Source organism: Streptomyces sp. NBC_01257, assembly GCF_035917255.1.
Lineage (GTDB): Bacteria > Actinomycetota > Actinomycetes > Streptomycetales > Streptomycetaceae > Streptomyces.
Map to the genome: position 1 here is coordinate 6,183,084 of NZ_CP108472.1, position 23,186 is coordinate 6,206,269.

Genomic DNA, 23,186 nt, shown 5'->3' on the forward strand with positions numbered 1-23,186 from the left:
CGGGCGTGGCGGCGGTCCGATTCCCCCGGAAGGCGGCGGAACGGGCCCGCGGAGGGGGTCCCCGCGGGCGGCGCTCCGGTCAGGCCACCGGGAACGCGTAGACCACGCGCCCGCGCCGGACGATCGCGGTCTTCCCGTAGGCCAGTACCTGGTACGAGGCGGTGACCGTCGCCCCCTTCGGGTCCTGCGCCCCGATGTCCTGGAACTTCCACAGCCGCCGCCCGTCGGCCGCCGCGAAGGCGGTGACCTGCGCCGGGCCCGCCGCGAGGAGCGTGCCGCCCGAGCCGCTGAGCGTGACCCGCGGGGCGGAGCCGTTGGCCGCGGCCTCCGTCGACCGCCGCCAGACGAGCCGTCCGGTCGCCCGGTCGACGGCGCCCACCTCCTGGTTGCGGTTGCTGGTGTGCAGGATGTCGTCGGCCTCGACGGAGGGCCCGAAGACCGAGCCCGGGGTGCCGTTCAGCGTCCACTTCGGCTTGCCGCCGGGCGTCTCGAAGGCCCGGAGGTCGTCGCCGACCGCCGCGTACAGCACGCCTTCGGCGTCCCCCGAGGCCGCCCCGTCCGGCGTGACCGTGCCGAACGCCTTGATCCACTGCTGCTTCCCGGTCGTCCGGTCGAAGCTGCGGAAGAGGGCCTTGCCCTTGGCGGCCTTCACGTCGGCGGGGGTGAGCGTCAGCGGTTCCTGCCGCACGACGAAGGCGTCCTGCCGGATCGCCACCAGCCGGTACACGGGCGCGATCGGGCCCCGGCCGCTGGGCACGGGCGTGCGCCACAGCTCCTTGCGCTGCTCGATGTCGTACCCGAACAGGTACGACTTGACGACCTGCCGGTCCTTGCCGGGCTTCTTGCCCTTCTTCGGCTTGGGTGCCTTCACGGTGACCTGGTGCGATCCGGTGAACCAGATGTGCGCACCGGATGATCCGACGAGGGTGCGCAACGTCAGGTGCGGAGCGCCTTCGAACCCGTCGGCGTACGCGACCCGGTGGGCCACCCGCCCGTCCTTCGCCGACAGCCACAGGAACTCGGACGGGCCGGCGACGAAGCAGAACTCCTTGCCGGCCGGCAGGGCGGCCTGCCCCTTGGCGGCGTCCGGGCTCTCCCAGAGCCTGCGCCCGGTGTTCAGGTCGACGGCGGACGCCTGGGTCTCGCCGGTCAGCACCAGCAGCCGTTCGTTCCACAGGGCGGCGGTGAGCGGGGCCGGTTCGGTGTCGGGCTGGGTGTAGATCCAGCGCGGCTGCGGAGGGAGCCCGGCGACCGTCGGCCGGCTGGGCTCCGGCGCGGGCTTGGGGTCCTCCACGGGCGCGTCGTCGCCACCTAGCGCGGCCACCCCGCCGCCCCCGACCAGCAGCCCGGCGACACCGGCGGCGGCCCCGATCAGGAGCGCCCGGCGGTCCACCCGGGCGGTCCTCGCGGCCGCCGGGGGAGGGGGAGTGGCGGACGGCAGGGGTGCCGCGGGCCCGGCGGACGGCAGTGCGTGCGGGGTCTGGGGTGCGGCGGGGATGCCCGGACCGGAGCCCGGCAGCTGCTGCGGCATGGCGAGCTGGGCCGTCACGCGGTCGGGCCGGGGCGCGTGCGGATCGACGATCCCCAGCTGCGCGGTCCGGGTGTCGCGGGCGGGAGCGGCGGGAGCGGGAGGAGCCGGCGCCTCGTCGGGACCGTGCGTCGCCGACGGCTCGGGCGCGTTGTCGCTGAACGCGTCCGCCGGGGGCGCCTTCACCAGGGAGGCCGCGGGAGCGTCGACGGCGGCCGGCGGGGTGTCCTGGATGTCCTGACTGTCCTGGGTGCCATCGGATTCCGTCACGGCGACGGGCGGGGCGGCGTCCTGGACGTCGGCCGGCTCCGCCAGGTCGGCGGGCGGGGCGGAGGCCAGCATCCGGGCCCGGGCGTCCTGCTGGGCCACGGCGGACGCCAGCGGCGCCGGCAGCCAGCCGCCCTTGGCCAGCCCGGCCGCGCCTTCGAGGGCCAGCTCCGCCGCCACCGCACCCGCGGCGGGCCGCTCGGCCGGGTCCTTCGCCAGGCAGCGGGCGACCAGCTCGCGCAACGCCTCCGGGACGTCGTCGAGCCGGGGGTCGGTGTGTGCGATCCGTTCGGCCGCCTCGTCCGCCGGGCCGTCCGCCAGCGGGGTGCTTCCCGTCGCCGCGTACGCGAGCAGCAGGCCCAGCACGAAGAGGTCCGACGCCGGTCCTGCCTCCTTGCCCGCCACCTGCTCCGGGGTCAGGTAGCCGAGCCGCACGGAGAGCTGTCCGCCCGGCCGTGCCTCGGCGTCGGCCGCCGCACCCAGCGGCCCGAAGGCGGTGAGCCGGGGCCCGTCCTCGGCCACCAGCACGGTCCTGGGGGCCAGTCCCTGGAGCACGGCTCCCGTCGCGTGGACCCGGGAGAGCGTTTCGGCGATGCCCGCGCCCAGTATCCGTACGGCACGCTCGGGCAGCGGCCCCGCGATGTCGACGGCCTCGGCGAGCGTCAGCGACGGTACGTACGCCGAGGCCGTCCACAGCGGGTCGTCGTCGCCGGAGCCGTCCGTACGGGAGTCGAGCCGGGCCGCCACCCAGCCGCCGGCCAGCCGGTCGGCGGTGCGGGCCTCGGACTGGAAGCGGCGCCGGAACGCGGGCACAGCGGCCAGCGCCGGCCGGGCCGCGGTGACCACGACGAGATCGTCCGGATCCGCGCCGCGGGCGAGGTACTGGACCGCGGCGGCCGTCTCACGGAACCGCACCAGCACGGTGTACGGGCCGAAGCGGCGTGGATCGTCCTGACGCAGCGCCTCCATGGCGCACCCCCTTGTGACCGTCCTTCGGACCAGACCGTCGATCTTAGACCGAGGTGCCGCGCCCACCCCCATTCCGGCCGGGGACATCAGCCGGGCTTCGACCAGGGCCACTTGGGGCGGTGGCGTTCGCGGCCCTCCGGGGCGTACTCGTACACCCAGCCGCGCTGGATCCCCAGCCGCTTGGAGTACCCGGCCGGGACCCTCCGGTACGCGTGCACGGTGGCCGGGCCGCCGTCGGCGTCCGGGACCGGGACCTCGTACCACTTGGGCGGGTGGCCGGTCGCGCCGACGAGGACGGGCAGGACCCGTCCGTCCAGCGGCCCGCCGGTGAAGGGGGTGTTCTCGCTTCTCACCGCCCCAGTCTGACCGATCGGTCCGGGCGGCCCGGGCGGCCCGGTCTGCCGGTCCTGCCGGTCAGTCCGCCGGCAGCAGATGCGCCGCCGCGCCGATCAGGGGCACCAGCCGGTCCGCCAGCCGGCCGGCCGGGCCCGCCGCGGTCTCCAGCGGCAGCAGTTCGGCCACCGCGGCCGCGGTCTCCGGGTCGGTGGCCGCGGTGACGGCGAGCAGGCCGATGAACTGGTCGACGAGCCAGTCCCGCAGCTCGGAGGCGGCCGGCTGCTTCCCCTCGTCCAGCCAGATCAGCGAGGCCGCCTCGACCGCGGCGATCCAGGTCCGCACCATCATCCGCAGCCGCGGCGCGGGTTCGCTGCCCGCGCCCCGGCCCAGATGCAGCAGGATCTGCTCGGCCGCCGCCCGCCGGACCTCGTCGACGATCGTGCTCGTCCGGGACGTCTCGGCGACACTGCCGCCGCGCAGCAGGGCGCTGAAACCTGCGTCGTGCTGGTCGACGAAGGCGAGGTAGCGGTCCAGGACCCGTGTCACCCGTTCCGTGGGCGGGCCCACGGCCGGTTCGGCGAAGCAGAGTTTCAGCTCCTCGGCGGCAGACCTCAGCGCGGCCTCGTACAACTGCTGCCGCCCGCCGGGGAAGTAGCGGTAGACCAGGGGGCGGGACACCCCGGCGACCGTCGCGACCTCGTCGAGCGAGACCTCGTCGGGGGCCCGGTGCGCGAAGAGGGTGAGCGCCGCGCCCAGGAGCTGGGTGCGGCGTTCCTCGACGCTGAGCCTTCGGTACGCACGGCTGGGCGGCGCGGCTGCGGCAGGGGTCATACCGGCCAGCCTAATCGCCGGCGCCGTCAGGCCAGCAGGCCCGAGCTCTTCCACAGCCTGCGTCCCGGCCCGTTGAGGACCCCGATGTCGTCGAAGAAGTCCGTCAGCCGCTTGGCCCCGGACTGCATGACCTCCGCCCGGTGGCCGCTGGCCTTCACCTGGGCCACGGCCTCCCGGCGGTCCAGGCCGACGTTCTCGTACACCTGCGGATTGACGAAGCAGACGGAGAAGACGCGCGCCGCCTCCCCGCAGCTCACCCGGGTGAGCTCGCGCTCCCAGCGCGGGGCGGTCACCATCTGGCGGCGCAACTCCTCGCGGGCGTAACGGACATGCCGCGCCTCCTCGACGACATGGATGCGGGTCACGCCGCGCACCAGGGTCTGGACGCGCTCGTCGGGGAAGGTCAGCCGCTGCATCCAGTCGAGGATCTCCTCGCCGAGCAGCGTCGCCGCGAACGAACCGGGCGTCGTGGACACGGTCTTCAGGACGCGCGCCAGATTGTGGTAGCGGCGCGGCACCGGGTAGCAGGGCGCGCCGCCCCAGGTGATCATGCGGCCGAACATCATCGAGTGCCGGCACTCGTCGGCGATCTCGGTGAGCGCGTAGCGGACGTGGTTGCTGACCACCGGCTTGTCGTAGATGTGCCGGACCAGCAGCTGCATCAGGATGATCTCGAACCAGATGCCGAGCGAGGCCAGCGAGGCGGCCTCGTGGCGGGCCAGCTCCTGCCGCTGCTCCTGCGACATCCGCTTCCACATCGGGGTGTCGTAGAGGGAGAGCAGCTCGGGCGGCCAGAACCACTTGCCGTCCTCGGCCGCCGCGTCCCAGTCGAGCTCCTTGTCCGGGTCGAAGGAGTGCTTGGCCGAGGCCTCCAGCAGCCGTTCGGCGATCTGCTCGCGGTCGCGGAGCGGGCCGAGTGCGTCGCGGAGCAACTGCACATCGCGTTCGGTCACGGTCGTCATGGCTGGACGTACCTCTCCCAAGGGTTACCGACGGTCACCCACTATGAGACTGCCTGTCAGCAAGGCCGTCAATCCCTTGTGCGCGACTTGTTGACCCGGCGTCTACCAGCGTGTGAACCTGCCAACTGAGAAAGGTCCTGGGGGACTTACCGCAAGACCGCGAGGCGAAGGAGCCGTCCGTGTCGACACACGACCTCTACACCACCGCCCCCGAGCAGCCGCTGTGGACGGTGCCCGCCTCGGGCGCCGCCCGGTTCAGCTGGGACTACGACGACGGCCGTGAGCGGCTCCTCGCCCTGTACCAGAAGGGCAAGGACAAGCAGTGGGACGGCAACAAGCGCATCGACTGGAGCCTGGAGGTCGACCCCACCGACCCGCTCGGCACCCCCGACGAGGCCCTCACCCTGTACGGCACCCCGCACTGGGCGAAGATGACCGAGAAGGACCGGGGAGAGCTGCGCAAGCACTACACCTCCTGGCAGTTCAGCCAGTTCCTCCACGGTGAACAGGGCGCCATGGTCTGCGCGGCCCGCATCGTCGAGTCCGTCCCCGACCTGGACGCCAAGTTCTACTCCGCGACCCAGACCATGGACGAGGCGCGGCACGCGGAGATCTACGGCCGGTTCCTGCACGAGAAGATCGGGATGCTCTACCCGGTCAACGACAACCTCCAGGGGCTGCTCGGCGACACCCTCCGCGACTCGCGCTGGGACATGCCCTACCTCGGCATGCAGGTCCTCATCGAGGGCCTGGCCCTGGCCGCGTTCGGCATGATCCGCGACACCACCACCAAGCCGCTGCCGAAGCAGATCCTCGCGTACGTCATGCAGGACGAGGCCCGCCATGTCGCCTTCGGCCGGATGGCGCTGCGCGACTACTACAAGCAGCTGAGCGACGCCGAACTGCGCGAGCGCGAGGAGTTCGTCATCGAGGGCTGCTACCTCATGCGCGACCGGCTCAGCGGTGTGGAGGTGCTGGAGAACTTCGGCATCGGCAAGCAGGAGGCGAAGGAGCTCTCCGAGCACTCGGAGTTCCTCCAGCTCTTCCGCAAGCTGCTGTTCAGCCGCATCGTCCCGTGCGTGAAGGACATCGGCCTGTGGGGCGAACGGCTCCAGAAGGCGTACGTCGACATGGGCGTCCTGGAGCTGGGCGACTCCAGCCTGGACCTCCTCATGGCGCAGGACGAGGAGATAGCCGAACAGCTGGACCGGGAGCGGTTCGCGGTGGAGGAGCAGGAGCGGGTGGCGGAGGTCGCCGAGGCCATCGCGGACGGCGGGGAGGGCCGGTAGGCCCGGAGCGGTCCGAACGGCGGCCCTACGTCAGGACCAGCCAGCGCCGGCCGTCGAGGAGTTCGCGTGCCGCGTCGAGATGACCGGCGTGGCACGCGGTCTCGGTGATGACGTGCAGCAGGACGTCCCGCAGGGTGTGCAGGTGCGGTGCGCCGAACTGGTCGTGGGGCCACCAGGCCAGGGGCGCACCGGCCGCCGCCGCGGTGACGACGGCGTCCGCGAGAGCGATCTCCGCGCGGTACCGGTCGAGGACCTCGGCGACCGTGACGCCGGGGTCCACCTGCCAGGCGTCGTCGATCTCGTCCAGGGCGGCGATCACGGTCGTGTCGCCCGTGAACACGGCACGGAACCAGAACCGTTCGACATCGAGCGCCAGATGCTGGACGAGGCCGAGACAGGTCCACCCGGACGGCAGCACGGGCAGCCGCAGCGCCTCCTCGTCGAGCCCTTCGAGGATGCCGAGGACGTGGCGGCGCTGGCCGTCCAGGGACGACAGGAGCGCGCGGATCTCGGCGTCCGTGGGACCGGGCGCGACGGTCGCGGCCGCTGTCGCGGGTCCGGGTGCGGCGGTCATCGTGCGATCTCCCGGACGTGGCCGCCCGGATCCCGGAAACCCGCGGTCCGGCTGCCCCGCGTCCGGTCCGCCGGGCTGTTCGGCAGGGTCGCTCCGCGGCCGGCCGGCACCTCGCGGCTGATGCTGCCGGGCCGGTCCGTCGTGCCGTTGGTCTCTGTCACGGTTGCAACGATCTACGAACGTTCCTGTCCTGTACAGGGGGCGGCGGCGTCCGCGGCGGTGCGGCGGAGGTCCGCCGGCCGCTCCATGCAGATCAGGTCCGGACGCTCGTCCCACGGCGGGACGACGGTGAAGCCCAACCGCTCGTACAGGGCGAGGGCACCGGTGCGCCACTGCCACACCGACAGCCGCACGGTGCGCACCCCCTCCCGCGCCGCGTGCGCGAGCGCGGCGTCCAGCAGTGCGGAGGCGACGCCCCGGCCGCGGTGCGCGGGGTCCGTCCACAGCCGCTTGATCTCCACCCGGCCTTCCACGGGTGCGGTGACCACGACACAGCCGGTGGCGGTGTCCCCGTCCCGCGCGACGAACACGGTGGCGTCGGCGAACGCCCTGTCGGGGTCCTCGGCCTCCGCCCGGTAGCGCTCGGGCAGCGCGGCCGCGTCCGCGACGGGCCGGCCCTTCTCCGCCTCCGTCTGCAGGAGGTAGCCGGTGAGCATCGCGGACAGCCCGTCCACGGTGGTGAGGGCGCCGGCCGGAGCCCGGACGACGGCGGGACCACGTCGATCGTTCATGGCACCAGGATCACATGGGGCCGCGGCGGGCCGGGGCCGCGCGGTGGGCAGGCGGCATGGCCGAAATCCTGTGTACGGTCCGGGGCCGGCGGCGGGAGGATGGCCCCATGACCTCCACCACTGTCGCCCCGGACCTCGCCGCAGCCCGCCGCAGTCTCGAAGGGCTCGCGCTCGGGGACGCGTTCGGGGAGCGGTGGTTCCCCCTCTTCCGGGAGCCCAGGCAGGCGTACAACGAGATCAGGGCACGCCGCACCCCGCCCGAGCCGGTCTGGAACTGGACCGACGACACCGCGCTGGCCCGCGCCCTCCAGCGTGTGCTCGACGAGCACGGACAGGTCGAACAGGACCGTCTCGCGCTGCTCTTCGCCCTCGCCTTCGAGGTCGATCCGGGCCGTGGTTACGGCCACGGCATGCACCTCCTGCTGCCCGCACTGCTGACCTCCCCTGCGGACTGGCGGACGCTGGCCCCCGAACTCTTCGAGGGCGGCAGCCTCGGCAACGGCGCCGCGATGCGGGTCGCCCCGCTCGGCGCGCGCTTCCACCGCGACGTCGGCTTCGCGGCCGCGCAGGCCGCCTTGCAGGCGGAGGTCACCCACGCCCACCCCGAGGGGATCGCCGGGGCGGTGGCGGTCGCGGTGGCCGCGGCGCTGGCGGTGCGCGGCGAGTTCACGCTCGCCCGAGTCGCCGGCCGGACCCCGGCGGGGGCGGTGCGGGAGGGACTGCTGCGGGCCGTGGACGTCCCCTTCGGCACCGAGCCGTGGAAGGCCGCCGACCTGCTCGGCAACGGGCAGCGCATCCGCTCCGACGACACCGTGCCGTTCGCGCTGTGGACCGCGGCCCGGCACCCGGACGATCTGGAGGCGGCGCTGTGGGCCACGGCCGAGGGGCTGGGGGACGTCGACACGACGTGTGCCATCACCGGCGGGGTCGTCGGTGCGGTCACGGGGGTCGAGGGGGTGCCGGCCGAGTGGCTGCGCCGCCGCGAGGCGCTGAGTTGAGGCGGGCGCGCGGCCCGCACCTGGGGCTCGAAAGGGCGTTCGCCCGCATGACGTAACTTGGGCGCCATGACCACGCCGCCGCCCCAGCCGCGACAAGGCCCGTACGACCCGCAGCAGGGTCCGTACGGCCCTCCGCGACAAGGCCCGTACGTCCCGCCGCAGCAGCCCCCGCAGAACCCGTACGGCGGGCAGCCGGTGCCGAGGCAGCCGCCCTACGGCTATCCGCAGGCGCCGCCGCCCCAGCCCTGGGGCGGGCCCGCGTTCGGCGGTCCGGGGTTCCCCGGCATGCCGCCGCCGAAGCGGAGCCGGGCCGGACTGATCGCCGGGATCGTCGTCGGCGCCCTGGTGGTGGCCGGCGGCATCGCGTTCGGCGTCGCCCGGCTGGTGGACGCGGCGGACGACGGCGGACTCCCGGTGGCCGGGGGCTTCCCGGCGGCCGAGTACCGGCTGACCGTGCCCAGGACGCTGCTCGACGACGAGTACACGCTGGCGAAGGACCTCTCGTCGACCGAGGGACGGGAGATCGAGAAGACCTACGACCCGAGCATCCGTGACGCGAAGGCCGTCGTCACCCAGTACACCTCCGACAGCGGCGGCACCCTGGTCATCTCCGGCCTGTGGGGCCGCATCAAGGGACCGGAGTTCACCCGCGACAAGATCCTGGAGGGCGCGGCCGAGAACGACGGCATGACCATCGCCGTCCCCGCCCGGGAGTTCACCCCCGACGGGTACGGGATCACCGTGTCCTGCCAGGTCGTGCGGTCGAAGGAGGGGGCCGTCAGCAGCACCCTCCCGATGTGCGCCTGGGGCGACGGCAACACCGCGTCCTTCGTCGCCGTCGTCACCGCCGAGACCGCGCTCCAGGACCCGGAGGAGGTCGACCTGGAGAAGGCCGCGCTGGACACTGCCAAGGTCAGGGCCGAGTCGCGCAAGCCGATAGCCGCGACCGAGGCCGGCTGACCGGGCGCCGCCCGCCGGGACCGCCCGTCACGGTCGTAGGGGGCCCAGCGCGTCCTCCACCGCACGGGCCATGGCGAGCAGCGCGGCGTCCGCGCCGCGGCGCGCCACCAGTTGGAGCCCGACCGGGCAGCCGTCCGGGGTGAATCCGGCGGGCACGCTCGCCGCCGGATGACCGCTCAGGTTGAACGCCCAGGTCAGCGCGGTGGAGTAGAGCCCGCCCGGACCGTCGTGGCCGTGCGGGCGGTTGGGGGTGACGGGCGTGAGGAGCAGCGGCGTGTCCGCGAAGAAGGCGTCGAGTCGGCGGTCGTTCTCGCGCCGGAGCTCCGCCAGGGACCGCGGCACCTCTCCGCTCCGTACGGCCTGCCAGGCCGCCCCCGGGTCCAGCAGCTCGCAGCCGCCGTCCACGAGCCGGACCACCCCCGCCGCGGTCAGCCGCCGTACCGCGCCCCGCACCACCGCCGCGACCTCCGGGTCGACGTCCGCGTACCCGAGGCCGGGGCTGTGGGCGGCGCGCAGGGGCAGCCCGGCCGGGGCCGGGGCGTAGCCGTCCAGGACGCAGCGCAGATACGACTCCGCCTCCGCGGCCGACCGGGCGAGGACCCCGGCGGACGCGAGCCCCGAACGGTCGGGGGAGGGCAGCAGCCCGTTGGTCGTCTTCAGCCCGAACACCCCGCACCACGCGGCCGGGATCCGCACCGAACCCGCCCCGTCGCTGCCGGTCGCCAGCCCCACCAGATCCGCCGCGACCGCCACCGCGGGGCCCGCCGACGAACCGCCCGGCGTCCGGTCGGGACGCCACGGGTTGACCGTGCGGCCGTGGGCGCCGAGACCCCAGGTCTTCCAGTGCGTGCCGGGGCCGGGCACGGAGGTCGCGCCGACCGGTACGCCGCCGGCCGCGATCAGCCGGCGGGCGGCGTACGAGCGGATCCCGGCCGGTCCCTTCACCGCGAACGGCAGCCCCGCCAGGGGGAGCCGGGCCGCCCCGGGCACCCGGGCGAGCGCCTCGTCGCGCCACACATCGATGAAGGCACGGAGCCGCGGGTCCTCCCGCTCCACCGCGTCCAGCGCCTCCGCGACACTCCTGGGATCCGTCACCGGATCAGTCTTCCAGCGCCTCCTCCATCACGGAACGGGCGATCGGGGCCGCGCTGCCGCCGCCGCTGATGTCGGCCCGGTCGGCGGCGGCGTCCTCGACGACCACGGCGACCGCGACGGCCGGCCTCGCGGAGCCCTCGGCCTGCGCCCATGAGATGAACCAGGCATACGGCATGCCGGAGTTGTCGATCCCGTGCTGCGCCGTGCCGGTCTTGCCGCCGACCGTCGCCCCGTCGATCGCCGCATTGGTGCCGGTGCCGTCCTGCACCACGTCGATCATCATCCGGCGCAGTTGCATCGCCGTCATCGGGTTCATCGCCCGGTGGTACGAACGCGAGCCGGTGGTGCGGACGGTGGAGCCGCTGTGGGTGGTCGTCCGGTCCACCAGGTGCGGGTACATGAGGTCGCCGCCGTTGGCCACGGCCGCGGCCACCATCGCCATCTGGAGCGGCGTCGCCGTCGTGTCGAACTGGCCGATCGCGGACTGGGCGAGCTGGTCGTCGCTCATCTCCGTGTCGAAGTTGCTCTTGGCCACCCCGGACGGGATCTTGAGCCCGGTGTCGTTGAAACCGAACTTCTCGACAGCGTCCACCATGCCGTCCAGACCGACCTCCACCCCGAGGTGCGCCATCACGGTGTTGCAGGAGACCCGGATCGCCTCGGCCAGGGAGGCCTTCTCGCAGCCGCTCGCCTCGTTGGGCAGCGTGGTCGTGGTGCCCGGCAGGACGTAGGGGGAGGGGGTGTCGGTCGCGTCGTCCGGATCGGTGACGACCTCGGCGTCCAGCGCCGCCGCGGCCGTCACGATCTTGAACGTGGAGCCGGGCGGATACGTCTGCCGGATCGCCCGGTTGAGCATCGGCTGCCTCGTGGACGCGTTGAGCTCGCGCCAGGCGTCGGTGACGGACGAACCGGTTCCGGACAGCCGCCCGGGGTCGTACGAGGGTGTCGAGACCAGGGCCAGGATCTTGCCGGTCGTCGGCTCGATGGCCGCGACCGCGCCCTTCCGTCCGCCGAGCCCCTCGTAGGCGGCCCGTTGCATCGAGTCCTTGATGGTGGTGACGACATCGCCGCCCGGCTGCCGGCTGCGGGTGATCTCGTTCCAGAAGGGGAGCGGGGCGAGCATGGAGTCGGTGCCGGAGAGGATCCCGTCCTCGGCGTTCTCGATCAGGGTGGTGCCGTACGTCTGCGAGGCGTACCCCGTCACCGGCGCGTACAGCGGGCCGTTGCGGTAGGTGCGTTCGTACGCGAGCTGCTCACCGGTGTCCTTCGAGCCGGTGACGGACCGGCCGCCGACCAGGATGCTGCCGCGCGGCCGGTCGTAACGGTCGATCGTGGAGCGGCGGTTGGCGGAGTTGTCGTCGAGCTCGTCGGCGTCGAAGACCTGGACGCGGGCGGCGTTCACCAGCAGGGCCACGAGGAGCAGCAGACAGAACGCGGCGGCGCGCCGGATGTAGCGGATCACGGCCGGGCCTCCTGCGCGTTCGACGGGTACGGGTTCACTGCTCGTCCTCCAGGGCCGGTGCGACGACGCCGGTCTCCACCTCGTCGGGGTGGGGTCTGCGGGCCACGTCGCTGACCCGGATCAGCAGCGCCACGATGATCCAGTTGGTGACCACGGAGGAGCCGCCCTGCGCGAGGAACGGCATCGCCATGCCCGTCAGGGGGATCAGCCCCATCACCCCGCCCGCGATCACGAACACCTGGAGCGCCAGGATCGAGGCGAGCCCGATCGACAGCAGCCGTCCGAACGCGTCGCGCAGGGCGAGCCCGGCCCGGTATCCCCGGGCCACCAGCAGGGCGTACAGCAGGAAGACGGCGGTCAGCCCGGTCAGGCCGAGCTCCTCGCCTGCCGTCGCCAGGATGAAGTCGGACTTGGCGGCGAAGCCGATGAGGATGGAGTGGCCGAGCCCCAGCCCGGTGCCGAGCATCCCGCCCGCGGCGAAGGCGAACAGCGACTGGGCGAGCTGCCCGGGGCCCCGGCCGGCGTCGATGGACGCGAACGGGTCGAGCCAGTCCTGCACCCGGCTGTGCACATGCGGTTCGAAGGAGCCGACGACGAACGCGCCGACGGCGGCCAGCAGCAGGCCGACGGCGATCCAGCCGGTCCTGCCGGTCGCCACGTACAGCAGGATCACGAAGAGGCCGAAGAACAGCAGCGAGGTCCCCAGGTCACGTTCCAGGACCAGGACACCGACGCTGAACAGCCAGATCGCGACGATCGGCCCGAGCACCCGCCCGGTGGGGAGCTGGAGCTTCCAGATCCTGCGGCCGGTGTACGCCAGGGCGTTGTGGTTCGCCGCGAGATAGGCGGCGAAGAACACGGCGAGCAGGATCTTGGCGAACTCGCCGGGCTGGAAGGAGAATCCGCCGACCCGGATCCAGATCTTGGCGCCGTTCACCGCGGGGAAGAAGATCGGCACGATCATCAGGACGAGGGCGGCGGCGACGGACAGATACGCATAGCGCTGGAGCACCCGGTGGTCGCGCAGGAACACCACCACGGCGATGAAGAACGCGACGCCGAGCGTGGACCAGATCAGCTGGGTGGGGGCCGCCTGGTCCTTCGGGGTCTCCAGGTCGAGCCGGTAGATCAGCACCAGGCCCAGGCCGTTGAGCAGGACGGCGATGGGCAGCAGCAGCGGATCGGCGTACGGGGCGCGGAAGCGGACGGCGAGATGGGCGAGCAGGGCGAGCAGCCCGAGGCCGCCGCCGTATCCGGCGACATCGGGCGGGACCGCGTCGTCGTGGGCCAGGCCGACAGCGGCGTAGCCGTAGACGGAGATCAGGACGGCCCCGATGAGGAGCGAGAGTTCTACGCCGCGCCGCTTGGGCAGGCGCAGCTCGGGCGGGGGTGTGTCCGCCGTCGTTGCGGTCATGCCACGCAACGTAGCAAGACGTGGGGGTTATTTCCCTTATGTCATAGTGCGGAGGTTCGCGGGGTTCCGGGTGCCGTCCTGCGGTCGGATGCCCGTGGGTCCTATGCGGGTGGCTCGTCGTCATGGTCCAGGCGTACGTACTCCGGCAGCGTCAGCCGGGCCACCGCCCCGCCGTCCGGCGCGTTCTCGAAGACCAGCCCGGCGCCCATCACGCCGGCCTGCCCGGTGGCGATGGTCAGCCCGAGGCCGTGCCCCTTGCCGCCGCCCTCCGTGCGGAAACGCTGCGGACCGCCCGCGGTCAGATACTCCGGGAAGCCGTCGCCGTGGTCGCGTACGGTCACCACCGGCCCGTCGACCGTCACCACCACCGGCGGGCGGCCGTGCCGGTGCGCGTTGCCGATCAGATTGCCGAGCACCCGCTCCAGCCGCCGCCTGTCCGTCTCGACCCGCACGGGCGGCCCGTCCGCCGCGCACCTGACCTCGGTGCCGGGCCCGAAGGTCCGCGCCACCCGCTCGGTGAGCGGCGCCAGTTCGTGCACGGCGAGATCGACCCGCTCGGTACGGGCGTCGAGCCGGGAGACCTCCAGCAGGTCCTCCGTCAGCGCGCGCATCGCCCGGACCCGGTCCTGCACCAGCTCCGACGGGCGGCCCGGCGGCAGCAGTTCGGCGGCAGCCGACAGACCGGTCAGCGGGGTGCGCAGCTCGTGCGCCACATCCGCGGTGAAGCGCTGCTCGGACACGAGTTTGCGCTGGAGCGTCGAGGCCATCGTGTCCAGTGCCCCCGCGACGATCGCCACCTCGTCCTGCCGGCGCGCGGGGTCGGCCGTGCGGGGGTCGTTGACGCGGGCGTCCAGATCGCCCGCCCCGATCCGGCGGGCCACCCGCGCGGTCTGGTGCAGCCGCCGGGTGACCCGGGTGACGGAGAACGCGCCGACGAGCAGCGTGGCGCCGATCGCCAGCAGCGAGGAGCCGACGATCGCCCCGTCCAGGCCGTTGATCGTGCGGGCGCTCTGGCTGTAGTCGATCTGCGTCGCCAGCGCGTGCCCGTCGGCCGGGGCGGCGGCCCACATCGTGGGGCGGCCGAGGTGGTCGGCCACCATCGTGCCCCGCTTCCCGCCCACCGCCAGGGCGCGCAGCGACGCGGGCAGCCCCGGCGGATCGAGCCCGGAACGCGGCGGCAGCGCCTCGCCCGCCTCATAGGCGGCGGTCACGTCCGTCAGCCTGGACAGTGCCTTCTCGCGGGCGTGACCGACGGTCTGCCGGGTGACGGCGGTGTGCACCAGGACGCCCAGCAGGGCGGCGAGCACGCAGCACATGACGGTGATGAAGACCGCGGACCTCCAGGTGAGCGTCGCGGTCCAGGCGGGCAGCCGCAGCCGCCGCCGCCGCCGGGAGGCGCGGACCGGGGGCTCGTCCGCCCGGCGGCGGCTCACCGGCGCTCCGCCGACACGGCCGCCGAGGGCGCCTCGGTGGGCAGGGCCGACGGGGTGGCGGCCGGCGGCGTGGATGCCGTCGCCGCGGGGCTCGGCCGCTCGGTCGCGGCGGGCCGCCGGCCGGGCTCGGCGCGCGGGGCCGTCCGCAGGATCTCGTCCTGCGTGGGCAGCATGGCGCGCTGCTGGTCGTCCCAGGACCAGGCCGTGCGGTACTGGTAGCCCGTGATGGCCGAGGGTGCCCGCATGATCAGGTCCCGGCCCGCCAGCTCCACGCTGATCACGGCGTCGGACGTGGACATGATCCGGGTGAGCCCGCTCGGCTCCGGCATGTAGACGCGTACGGAGAGCTGGCGGTCGGCCAGCTGGATGGCCAGGACCATCTCGTCCCGGCCGTCGCCCGTCAGATCGCGGAAGTACGGCGGCAGCACCGGGCAGGACTTCGGCGCGGTCCGGCAGGCGCGGATCCGCCGGACGGCCTCGGCCGGCAGCTCGGCCGTGCCGCTGGAGCGGTCCGCACGGGCGTTGAGCCCCGCCTGCACCACCGCCACGGGGTCCAGCCGGTGCACATCGCCGCCCGGCACCGTGATGCCGGGGATATGGGCGGTCTCGCCCTCGCCGTAGTCGTACGGGGCGGCGGAGGCGGGCGGCAGCTCCGGCCAGAGGCGGGCCGGACCGATCGCCGTAGGGACCTGCCCGGCGCTCCGCAGTTCGCCCCCGGTGCCGCAGCCGGCCAGCAGTGCGGCGCCGGCGACGGCCGCGAGGGCCACCGCCGTGCGGCGCTCCGCCCGGTGCCCCCTCCGGTGCTGCGGACGCATGTCTTCCTCCCTCTCCGACGGCCCGGGCGGTGCGTGCGCGCACGGCCCCGGCTCCGTAGACCTTATTCGGAGGGAAGTCTCTTATGTGTATTTAGTTCCGGCAGGGAGTCGGTGCGGATGCCGGTTCAGTGATGCCGGTTCAGTGCTGGTACGGGTTCTGGCCCTGCCCCTGCGCGCCCGGTGCGTGCCCCGGCTGCTGCTGGCCCTGGCCGAACGGATTCCCGTCACCGGCCGCCACGTGCTGGGCGAGCAGCTGATCGGCCTGCTCCTTGGGGATCTTCTGCTCACCGCCGCAGAAGGTGCACTGGGTGGCGTACTTCGTCGAGAAGGGGAACAGCGGCACGAAGAACAGCGTGAACTTCGTCACCCGCTTGCGCAGGGTGTGCGCGGCCGGATTCCCGCACCAGCCGCAGACCAGCGTCAGGACGGCCAGTTGGTAGAGATAGCCTCGCGTACCGAAAATGATCATGTCGTGGGTCCCTTCCCCGTATTCCCCAGGAGCGCCCGGCGGCAGAGCGCCAGCAGCTTTTCGTCCTCGTGTGTGTCGTGGCTGCCGTATCCGCCGTCCATCGCGTTGTGACGGCGTACGGAGGCGAGTTCGGCGTGCAGCACGTGTACCGCGTCCGACCCTGCCCCAGCAGCCCCCGTCCGCGCCAGGCATTCGGCCACCCGAACCCTGACATGACGGTTCTTCTCCCAGGCCGCGAGGAGTACCGGAACGGACTCCTCGGCCCGACCGGAAACCTCCCACAGTGCGATCGCCGCGTCCACCCGCAGCCACAGCTCCTCGTGGAGCAGCAGCGCCCGCAGCCGGGGCGCGGTCACCGCCGCGAGCGGGCCGAGCCGGCCCAGCGCGCTCGCCGCCGACCGCCGCTCGCGCGCGTGCTCCGCCTGGAGCCCCTCGATCAGGACCGGCAGCACGGCCCCGGCGTCCCCGTCGACGGCCCACAGCGCCTCGGCCGCCTCCGTGGCCGCCGCCGTGCCGGGGCGGCGGATCATCGCCCGCAGCTCGGGGACCGCGCAGTGCGCCGCGGGCCCGAACGAGCCGAGCGCCCGCAGCGCCGCCGTACGCAGCCACTCGCCCCGGTACTCCGGAGCCCCGCGCAGCACCCGCAGCACCTCGGGCGCCGCCTCGCCCGCCCGGAGCGCGGTCAGCCCGGCGAGCAGCGGGCTGGCCCGGTCGTACGCCCCCTCGTCGAGCCCGACCTCGCTCAGCCTGCGGCGCAGCAGTCCGGCCAGCGGCTCGGCGGCCGCGCCCAGATAACCGATGGCGAACCCCACGTCGTGCGGCACCTCGGGCCGCTCCAGGGCCGCCTCCAGCGCGGGCAGCGCGCGGGCGTCGCCGAGCCGGGCCAGGGCCTTCACCGCACTGCCCAGCCCCGGCGGCCCGCTGGCCCACTCCTTCACCCAGGCGCCCGGATCCGCCGAGACCCGGGCCGCCAGCGCGTCAGCGGCGGGTGCGGCCAGGCAGAAGAGCTCCTCCAGGACGTGCGAGGCGGCATCGGCGAGCTTCGGCTCGTGCGAGGCGAGCTGCTCGCCCACGAGCCGGACGAGCTCCCCGTAGGAACCGCGCCAGGCCCGGATCAGCCCGCTGCTCATCCGGACGGCGTCGATGCGCTGTCCGGAGTCGGGGCTGCGGAGCTGATCGGTCAGCAGCGCCGTGCGCTCGGCGACGCGGTCGTCCAGGCCGACGTGCAGGGTGCGCAGCAGGTCGGCGGCCCAGGGCGCCGTCCGCCCGGTCCGCTCCTCGGCTGCCGGCGCCCGCACCTGCCCCACCAGGGTCACCGGCGCGGCATCGGCAGCGGCGGGCTCGGGCTCGCCGTGCGCCGCGGCCGCGGTGCACGACGAGGTCTCGGAGGTCTCGCAGTCATCGGGGTCGGCGAGGCCGTCAGGGTCCTCGCGGACCTCGGGCACTTCACCGGCTCCGGGCTCTCCCGGTGCGGAGCGCAGCTGCCGCAGCAGGCCCGCCACCACCGTCACCACATCGCCCGGAAGCGACCGGGGCGCGCACCTGGCCAGCTGGGCCAGGGCCGCCAGCCGCAGCCCCGGCGGGTTCGCCTCCGCGGCCAGCCGGCTCAGCCAGTCGGCGATGGGGCCGGTCAGCGAACGGTGGCGCAGCCCGAGCCGCCCCGCCGCCTCGACCAGGGCGAGGCGCACCTCCTCGTCCCGTTCCACCGCCAGCCGCTCGCACAGCAGGGTCAGGACCCGCGCCGGATCGCCGTGCAGCGTGGCCAGGGCCAGCGGGGCGGAGACCCGCACCCCCGGGTCGTCATCGGCCATCAGCGCGAAGAAGACGCCGGCGCCCGCGCTCACGGCAGCCGCCGCCATCGCGTAGTTCGCCGCGCCCTCGGCCTCGTCCTCGTCGATCTCGTCCTCGTCGAGGTCGATGCCGCCGATGCTGGTCAGCAGCTCGACGACGCTGCCGCGGTCCGGGACGGCCGGATCGACGACCAGCTCGAAGAGGAAGGGGATGCAGGCGAGCGTGCAGGCGTAGACGTCCCCCTGGTGGTGCACGGCCCCGTACATACCGTCCAGCGCGCCCTCGCGCTCCGCCGGATCGGCGGACGCGAGGCCCTGAAGCAGGCCCGGCACATCATCGGCAGGCCCGTAGGCATGCTCCATCGAGGCCCAGTCGACCTCGTCGATCCCCGCGAACACGCCATCGCCTCCCCACGGCTTTCACGATGCAGCGTCTGCGCAGAGTGTGCACCACCGCTCGGACAATCCACCTGCCGCACAGCGTCTTTTGCCCTTGAACATGACAACGCCTGCGGTGGTGCGGTATGCCCGCACCGGGAGCGCCAGGGGGGCAGCCCCCTACGGTGTGTCCGGAACCGGCCGTCCCCGCTCCGGCTCGGTGAGCGGTGCCAGCAGGTCGCCGTGCCGCTCCAGCCGTTCCGCCATGTCGCCCGCCAGGAAGGTCAGCTCCGCTGGCCCGCGGCATGTCTCGATCTCCGCCCAGGTGACCGGCGCGGAGACGGACGGCTCGGTCCGCGCGCGCAGGGTGTAGGGGGTGGCGGTCGTCTTCGCGGCGGCGTTCTGGCTGAAATCGACGAACACCTTGCCGGGCCGCAGCGCCCGTCTCATCCGGTGCACCACAAGATCCGGAAGCTCGCCCTCCGCCTCGACGGCGAGCGTCTTCGCGTACGCCGACACCCGCTCGGACGCGGTGGGCTCCAGCGGGACGAGCAGATGCAGCCCCTTCGACCCGGAGGTCTTGCCGTACGCCTCCAGCCCGTCGGCCGCCAGCCGCTCGCGCAGCCAGAGCGCGACCCGGCAGCACTCCACGACCGTCGCGGGCGCCCCGGGGTCCAGGTCGAACACCAGCCGGTCGGCCAGCCCGGGCGCCCCGGCCCGCCACTGCGGGGTATGGAACTCCACCACCAGATTGGCCGCCCACATCAGTGAGGCGAGGTCCTGGACGACGACCTGTCGCGCCTGTTCGTTGTCGTGATGCGGCACCGGGGCGGTGTGTACCCAGGACGGCGTACCGGGCGGCGGGTTCTTGGTGAAGAACAGCTGCCCGTCAGGCCCGTCCGGATAGCGCAGGAAGGACAGCGGCCGGTCCCGCAGGTGCGCCAGCAGAGGCGCGGCCGCCGTGGCCGCGTAATAGTGCAGCACCTCGCCCTTGGTGGTGCCGGTGGCCGGATACAGCACCTTGTCCAGGTTGCTGAGCGACAGCCGCCGCCCCTCCACCACTGTGATCGGCGTCATACGATAAGAATCACACGAAAACTGGATCTATACGGGCGTAACGCATTTAAGGGGTGACCGGTGAGGTCCATATGGAACGGCGCCATCTCCTTCGGGCTGGTCAGCATCCCGATCAAGCTGGTCAACGCCACCGAGAACCACTCGATCTCCTTCCGCCAGATCCACGTCGCCGACGGTGGCCGGGTCCGCTACCGGAAGGTGTGCGAGCTGGACGGCGAGGAGGTGACCGCCGCCGACATCGGCAAGGCGTACGAGGACGCCGACGGCTCGATGATCCCGATCACCGACGAGGACCTCGGCTCGCTGCCGCTGCCCACCGCCAAGACGATCGAGATCGTCGCCTTCGTGCCCGCCGACTCCATCGACCCGCTCCAGATGGACGCGGCGTACTACCTCTCCGCCAACGGGGTACCGGCCGCCAAGCCGTACACCCTGCTGCGCGAGGCGCTGAAGCGGAGCCAGAAGGTCGCCCTCGCCAAGTACGCGCTGCGCGGCCGTGAACGGCTGGGCATGCTGCGGGTCGTCGACGACGTGATCGCGATGCACGGTCTGCTCTGGCCGGACGAGATCCGGGCTCCGGAAGGCGTCGCCCCGGAGAGTGACGTGACGGTCCGCGACGCCGAGCTCGACCTCGCGGACGCCCTGATGGACACGCTCGGCGAGGTCGACATGGACTCGCTGCACGACGACTACCGCGAGGCGGTCGAGGAACTCATCGCCGCCAAGGCCTCCGGCGAGACCCTGGAGCCGGCCGCGGCCGACGAGTCCGGCGGAAAGGTCATCGACCTCATCGCCGCGCTGGAGGGCAGCGTGCGGGCGGCCAAGGAGGCCCGCGGGGAGGAGTCCGGGGCGCGGGGGAAGGGGGCGGACGACGACGAGACCCCGGTCGCGAAGGTCACCTCGCTCTCGGACCGCGCGTCCTCGGGCGGCAAGGCGTCGGCCGGCAAGGCATCGACCTCCAAGGCCTCGGGCGGTACGCGCAGGACCCCGACGGGCAAGTCGGTGTCGCGCGCGTCGGCCGGTTCCGGCTCCGGTTCCGGCAAGTCCTCCGGGGCGAAGAAGTCCACGGCGGGGGCGCGGAAGCCGGCGGCCAAGAAGAGCGCGTCGAGCGGCGGGACCGGTGCGAAGAAGACCGCCGCCAAGGGGGCCGCCTCCAAGAAGACGGCGGCCAAGAAGCAGACGGCCGCGCAGCACACCCCGCGCAAGCGCGCCTCGGCCTGACCCCTCGGGTCAGCATTCCGCCTTCGCGCGGCCCCTCGAAGGCTTGCGCGGAGCCGTCGGCGTCCCTAAATTGAACACTGACCAATTGGTCAGTGTTCAATTCCGTGTCCAGGGGTGGGTTCGATGGCAGCCGACGGTGTGGTGGGGGCGGTACGGGCAGTGCCCGAAGCGGCGCGGAGCGGGCCCGGCCGCCGGGTGATCTGGGCGCTGGTCGGAGTGCTGCTGACTTCCTTCCTCAGCGCGCTCGACCAGACGATCGTGTCCGTCTCGGCCTTCCCGATCGCCACGGCCCTCGACCCGGCCGACGGGGTCCGGCTCATGCCCTGGCTGATCACCGCCTACCTGCTGGGCTCGACCGCCACCCAGCCGCTCTACGGCAAGATCTCCGACCTGTACGGGGCGAAGAAGGTGTTCCTCGTCGCCGCCGGGATCTTCCTCGCCGCGTCCGCGCTGTGCGGCCTCGCCGGTTCGATGGGGCAGCTCATCGCGTTCCGGGCGGTCCAGGGCATCGGGGCCGGCGGTCTCTACAGCGTCTCGCTGATTCTCCTGGCCCGGGCCGTACCGGCCCGCGACCGGGCGAAGTTCCAGGGCGTCGCCGGTCTGGTGATCGCGCTGGCGACCGTCGGCGGGCCGCTCGCCGGCGGATTCCTCACCGGCGACCACGCGCTGTTCGGCATCCACACCTCCTGGCGCTGGGTCTTCTACGTCAACCTGCCGATCGGGCTCGTCGGCATCGCCATGGTGGCGACCCTGCTGAAGCTGCCACCGGCCACCGGGCGGGGCGGCCACCGGATCGACTTCGCCGGTGCGCTGCTCGTCGTCGCCGCCACCTGCTCGCTGCTCCTGATGACCACCTGGGGCGGCGTGACGTACGCCTGGTCCGACCCGGCCGTCCTCGGTCTCGCCGCTGCCGGTGCGATCCTGCTCGGCCTGTTCGCCCGGCGGCAGACGAGGGCGGCCGAACCTCTGATGCCCCCACGGATCTTCCGCGAGCGCACCGTGGCCGTGGCCGCCCCGATGCTCTTCGTCACCGGCTTCGCCCTGATGGGCGCGATCACCTACGCCGCGCTCTACCTCCAACTGGTCAAGGGCATGACCCCCACCGCGACCGGCCTCCGGCTCATGCCGATGATCGTCGGCATTCTGGTCGCCTCCATCGGCTCGGGCATCGTCATCTCCGCCCGCGACGGCCGGTACAAGATCTTCCCGGTGATCGGTACGGCGGTCGCCGCCGGCGGGCTCGGCGTGCTGGGCACGCTGCGTGCGGACAGCTCGTACGGGGTGCTCGCGACCGGACTGCTGCTGCTCGGCCTCGGTCTCGGCCTGCTGATGCAGGTGCTCGTCCAGGCGGTCCAGAACGCGGTGCCCGATCGCGATCTCGGTGCGGCCACGACCACCGCGACGTTCTTCCGGACGATGGGCCAGTCCTTCGGGGCAGCGGTCTTCGGGGCCGTGCTCACCAATCAGTTCGCCGCCCGTGTGGCCGAGAGCAGGGCGCCAGGACTGGCAGGCAGGGACATCACCCCCGAGACGCTGGCCGGCCTGCCGGAGCCCGCACGCGCGGCGGGGCTCGACGCCTTCACCGCCGCCCTCGGCGTGGTCTTCGTCAGCGCTGCGGCGATCATGCTGGTGGCCTTCCTCGTCTCCTTCCTCCTCAAGGAGATGAGACTGCGGGAGATCGACGACATCGACGCCGTCGCCAGTGAGATCGGCGACCGGGGGCTGTCGGACGGTGCCGCGGCGGGAGCCGATGATGGTGGGGCGCAGGGCTCGGGAGCAGCTGGGGTCCGTGATGAAGGAACGGAGGGGTGCGATGCCCCTGCAGCGGTCGGAAGTGGTCGACGCGGCGCTGACACTGCTCGATGACATCGGGCTCGACGCCCTGTCCACCCGCAGGCTCGCCACGGAACTCGGCGTGAGGCCCGGAGCCCTGTACTGGCACGTCAAGAACAAGCAGGACCTGCTGGACGCCCTCGCGGAGAAGATCCTCGGCGAACTCTCACCACCGGCCGACGGGGGCGACTGGCGGGAGACGGTCCGCGCCATGGCCGTGAACCTGCGTGAGGTGCTGCTCGCCCACCGGGACGCCGCCCGGCTCGTGGCCGGGTCCGCCTGGCTCGGCCCGAACCGGCTCGGCTTCGCCGACGGACTGATGGGCGTACTGCGCGGAACGGGCGCGCCCATCGCGGCGGTCGCCTACGGCTGCGACACGGTGCTGAGCTATGTGACGGGCTTCGCACTCCAGGAACAGGGCGAGTCGGACACCCCCACCGGTGAGGATTCCGTCCGCCGGAAACCGGCCCGCGGCGAGTCCGCCGGTCAGGAACCCGCCCCCTCGGAGCCCGCTTCCCCCGCCGGTGTCGCCACCGTCGCGTCCGGACCCGCTTCGCAGGCGCCCGACTTCGGACCGTTCCCGCACCTGGGCGCCTGGGTGGCGGAGTGGAACTCCGGTGTGCGGCAGGACACCTTCACCGCCGGTCTGGAGATCCTGATCGGCGGGCTGGACCGCTACCTCACCGCACGGACCGGCCACTGAGGCGGCCGCGACGCCCTCGTCCCCGCCACCGCCGTACCCCGGACGGACCGA

The 23,186-nt window shown here is 73.2% G+C and carries 21 protein-coding genes; 6 read left to right on the forward strand and 15 right to left on the reverse strand.

Features of this window, described 5'->3' with window-relative positions; translation table 11 throughout:
• Window positions 1-79 precede the first annotated feature (79 nt).
• The 4 genes from OG408_RS27070 to OG408_RS27085 form a co-directional block, all read right to left on the reverse strand.
• Window positions 80-2,764 carry an outer membrane protein assembly factor BamB family protein gene (locus OG408_RS27070; RefSeq protein WP_326672427.1) on the reverse strand — a complete coding sequence of 895 codons (2,685 nt, stop codon included), beginning with the start codon at window positions 2,762-2,764 and terminating at the stop codon, window positions 80-82.
• Between the two features lie 86 nt (window positions 2,765-2,850).
• The gene (locus OG408_RS27075; RefSeq protein ID WP_266782808.1) at window positions 2,851-3,117 is read right to left on the reverse strand and encodes a hypothetical protein; all 267 of its coding nucleotides are present in this window, start codon (window positions 3,115-3,117) and stop codon (window positions 2,851-2,853) included.
• A gap of 61 nt (window positions 3,118-3,178) precedes the next feature.
• A complete protein-coding gene (locus OG408_RS27080; RefSeq protein WP_285564652.1) occupies window positions 3,179-3,931 on the reverse strand; it encodes a TetR/AcrR family transcriptional regulator in 753 nt (250 codons plus the stop codon).
• A 26-nt stretch (window positions 3,932-3,957) separates the two neighbouring features.
• The gene (locus tag OG408_RS27085) at window positions 3,958-4,893 is read right to left on the reverse strand and encodes an AurF N-oxygenase family protein (protein ID WP_285564653.1); all 936 of its coding nucleotides are present in this window, start codon (window positions 4,891-4,893) and stop codon (window positions 3,958-3,960) included.
• A 179-nt stretch (window positions 4,894-5,072) separates the two neighbouring features.
• Here OG408_RS27085 and OG408_RS27090 point away from each other — a divergent pair, with 179 nt between their 5' ends.
• The gene (locus tag OG408_RS27090; RefSeq protein ID WP_266782814.1) at window positions 5,073-6,182 is read left to right on the forward strand and encodes a ferritin-like domain-containing protein; all 1,110 of its coding nucleotides are present in this window, start codon (window positions 5,073-5,075) and stop codon (window positions 6,180-6,182) included.
• Window positions 6,183-6,207: 25 nt separating this feature from the next.
• Here the strand turns inward: OG408_RS27090 and OG408_RS27095 are convergent, their stop codons facing one another.
• From OG408_RS27095 to OG408_RS27105, 3 genes are read right to left on the reverse strand one after another with little or no spacing between them, the layout of a single operon-like run.
• Complete coding sequence (locus OG408_RS27095) at window positions 6,208-6,756, reverse strand: mycothiol transferase (RefSeq protein ID WP_326672433.1); 549 nt, start codon at window positions 6,754-6,756, stop codon at window positions 6,208-6,210.
• The gene (locus tag OG408_RS27100; protein ID WP_326672434.1) at window positions 6,753-6,917 is read right to left on the reverse strand and encodes a hypothetical protein; all 165 of its coding nucleotides are present in this window, start codon (window positions 6,915-6,917) and stop codon (window positions 6,753-6,755) included. The genes OG408_RS27095 and OG408_RS27100 overlap by 4 nt, the downstream gene beginning before the upstream one ends.
• 12 nt (window positions 6,918-6,929) lie before the next feature.
• The gene (locus OG408_RS27105; RefSeq protein WP_326672436.1) at window positions 6,930-7,487 is read right to left on the reverse strand and encodes a GNAT family N-acetyltransferase; all 558 of its coding nucleotides are present in this window, start codon (window positions 7,485-7,487) and stop codon (window positions 6,930-6,932) included.
• Window positions 7,488-7,594: 107 nt separating this feature from the next.
• Here OG408_RS27105 and OG408_RS27110 point away from each other — a divergent pair, with 107 nt between their 5' ends.
• Together OG408_RS27110 and OG408_RS27115 are read left to right on the forward strand one after the other, a co-directional pair.
• Window positions 7,595-8,485, forward strand: coding sequence for an ADP-ribosylglycohydrolase family protein (locus OG408_RS27110; protein WP_266782822.1), 891 nt, complete (start codon window positions 7,595-7,597; stop codon window positions 8,483-8,485).
• 66 nt (window positions 8,486-8,551) lie between these two features.
• Window positions 8,552-9,445: a hypothetical protein gene (locus tag OG408_RS27115; RefSeq protein WP_326672438.1), complete on the forward strand. Its 894-nt coding sequence runs from the start codon at window positions 8,552-8,554 to the stop codon at window positions 9,443-9,445.
• Window positions 9,446-9,472: 27 nt separating this feature from the next.
• Here OG408_RS27115 and OG408_RS27120 read toward each other — a convergent pair whose 3' ends face one another.
• From OG408_RS27120 to ligD, 8 genes are all read right to left on the reverse strand, one after another.
• Window positions 9,473-10,540, reverse strand: a complete 1,068-nt coding sequence (locus OG408_RS27120) for an amidase (protein ID WP_326672440.1) — start codon at window positions 10,538-10,540, stop codon at window positions 9,473-9,475.
• Between the two features lie 4 nt (window positions 10,541-10,544).
• On the reverse strand, window positions 10,545-12,002 hold the full coding sequence (locus tag OG408_RS27125; RefSeq protein WP_266782828.1) for a penicillin-binding transpeptidase domain-containing protein: 1,458 nt from the start codon (window positions 12,000-12,002) through the stop codon (window positions 10,545-10,547).
• 34 nt (window positions 12,003-12,036) lie between these two features.
• Window positions 12,037-13,416: an FtsW/RodA/SpoVE family cell cycle protein gene (locus OG408_RS27130; RefSeq protein ID WP_266782830.1), complete on the reverse strand. Its 1,380-nt coding sequence runs from the start codon at window positions 13,414-13,416 to the stop codon at window positions 12,037-12,039.
• A 101-nt stretch (window positions 13,417-13,517) separates the two neighbouring features.
• A complete protein-coding gene (locus OG408_RS27135; RefSeq protein ID WP_266782832.1) occupies window positions 13,518-14,849 on the reverse strand; it encodes a sensor histidine kinase in 1,332 nt (443 codons plus the stop codon).
• Window positions 14,846-15,664 carry a hypothetical protein gene (locus tag OG408_RS27140; RefSeq protein WP_266782834.1) on the reverse strand — a complete coding sequence of 273 codons (819 nt, stop codon included), beginning with the start codon at window positions 15,662-15,664 and terminating at the stop codon, window positions 14,846-14,848. The genes OG408_RS27135 and OG408_RS27140 overlap by 4 nt, the downstream gene beginning before the upstream one ends.
• Window positions 15,665-15,803: 139 nt before the next feature.
• The gene (locus OG408_RS27145) at window positions 15,804-16,133 is read right to left on the reverse strand and encodes a zinc-ribbon domain-containing protein (RefSeq protein WP_266782836.1); all 330 of its coding nucleotides are present in this window, start codon (window positions 16,131-16,133) and stop codon (window positions 15,804-15,806) included.
• Window positions 16,130-18,322 (reverse strand): HEAT repeat domain-containing protein, encoded by a 2,193-nt coding sequence (locus OG408_RS27150; protein WP_266782838.1) that lies wholly within the window; start codon window positions 18,320-18,322, stop codon window positions 16,130-16,132. Before OG408_RS27150 ends, OG408_RS27145 begins: the two co-directional genes overlap by 4 nt.
• 159 nt (window positions 18,323-18,481) lie before the next feature.
• Window positions 18,482-19,378, reverse strand: a complete 897-nt coding sequence (gene ligD, locus OG408_RS27155; protein ID WP_326672445.1) for a non-homologous end-joining DNA ligase — start codon at window positions 19,376-19,378, stop codon at window positions 18,482-18,484.
• A gap of 60 nt (window positions 19,379-19,438) precedes the next feature.
• Between ligD and ku the strand changes: the two genes are divergently transcribed.
• The 3 genes from ku (at window position 19,439) to OG408_RS27170 (ending at window position 23,135) form a co-directional block, all read left to right on the forward strand.
• Window positions 19,439-20,599 (forward strand): non-homologous end joining protein Ku, encoded by a 1,161-nt coding sequence (gene ku / locus OG408_RS27160; protein WP_266782842.1) that lies wholly within the window; start codon window positions 19,439-19,441, stop codon window positions 20,597-20,599.
• 123 nt (window positions 20,600-20,722) lie between these two features.
• Window positions 20,723-22,465: an MDR family MFS transporter gene (locus OG408_RS27165; protein WP_326672447.1), complete on the forward strand. Its 1,743-nt coding sequence runs from the start codon at window positions 20,723-20,725 to the stop codon at window positions 22,463-22,465.
• Window positions 22,413-23,135 carry a TetR/AcrR family transcriptional regulator C-terminal domain-containing protein gene (locus OG408_RS27170; RefSeq protein WP_326672449.1) on the forward strand — a complete coding sequence of 241 codons (723 nt, stop codon included), beginning with the start codon at window positions 22,413-22,415 and terminating at the stop codon, window positions 23,133-23,135. The genes OG408_RS27165 and OG408_RS27170 overlap by 53 nt, the downstream gene beginning before the upstream one ends.
• Window positions 23,136-23,186 lie beyond the last annotated feature (51 nt).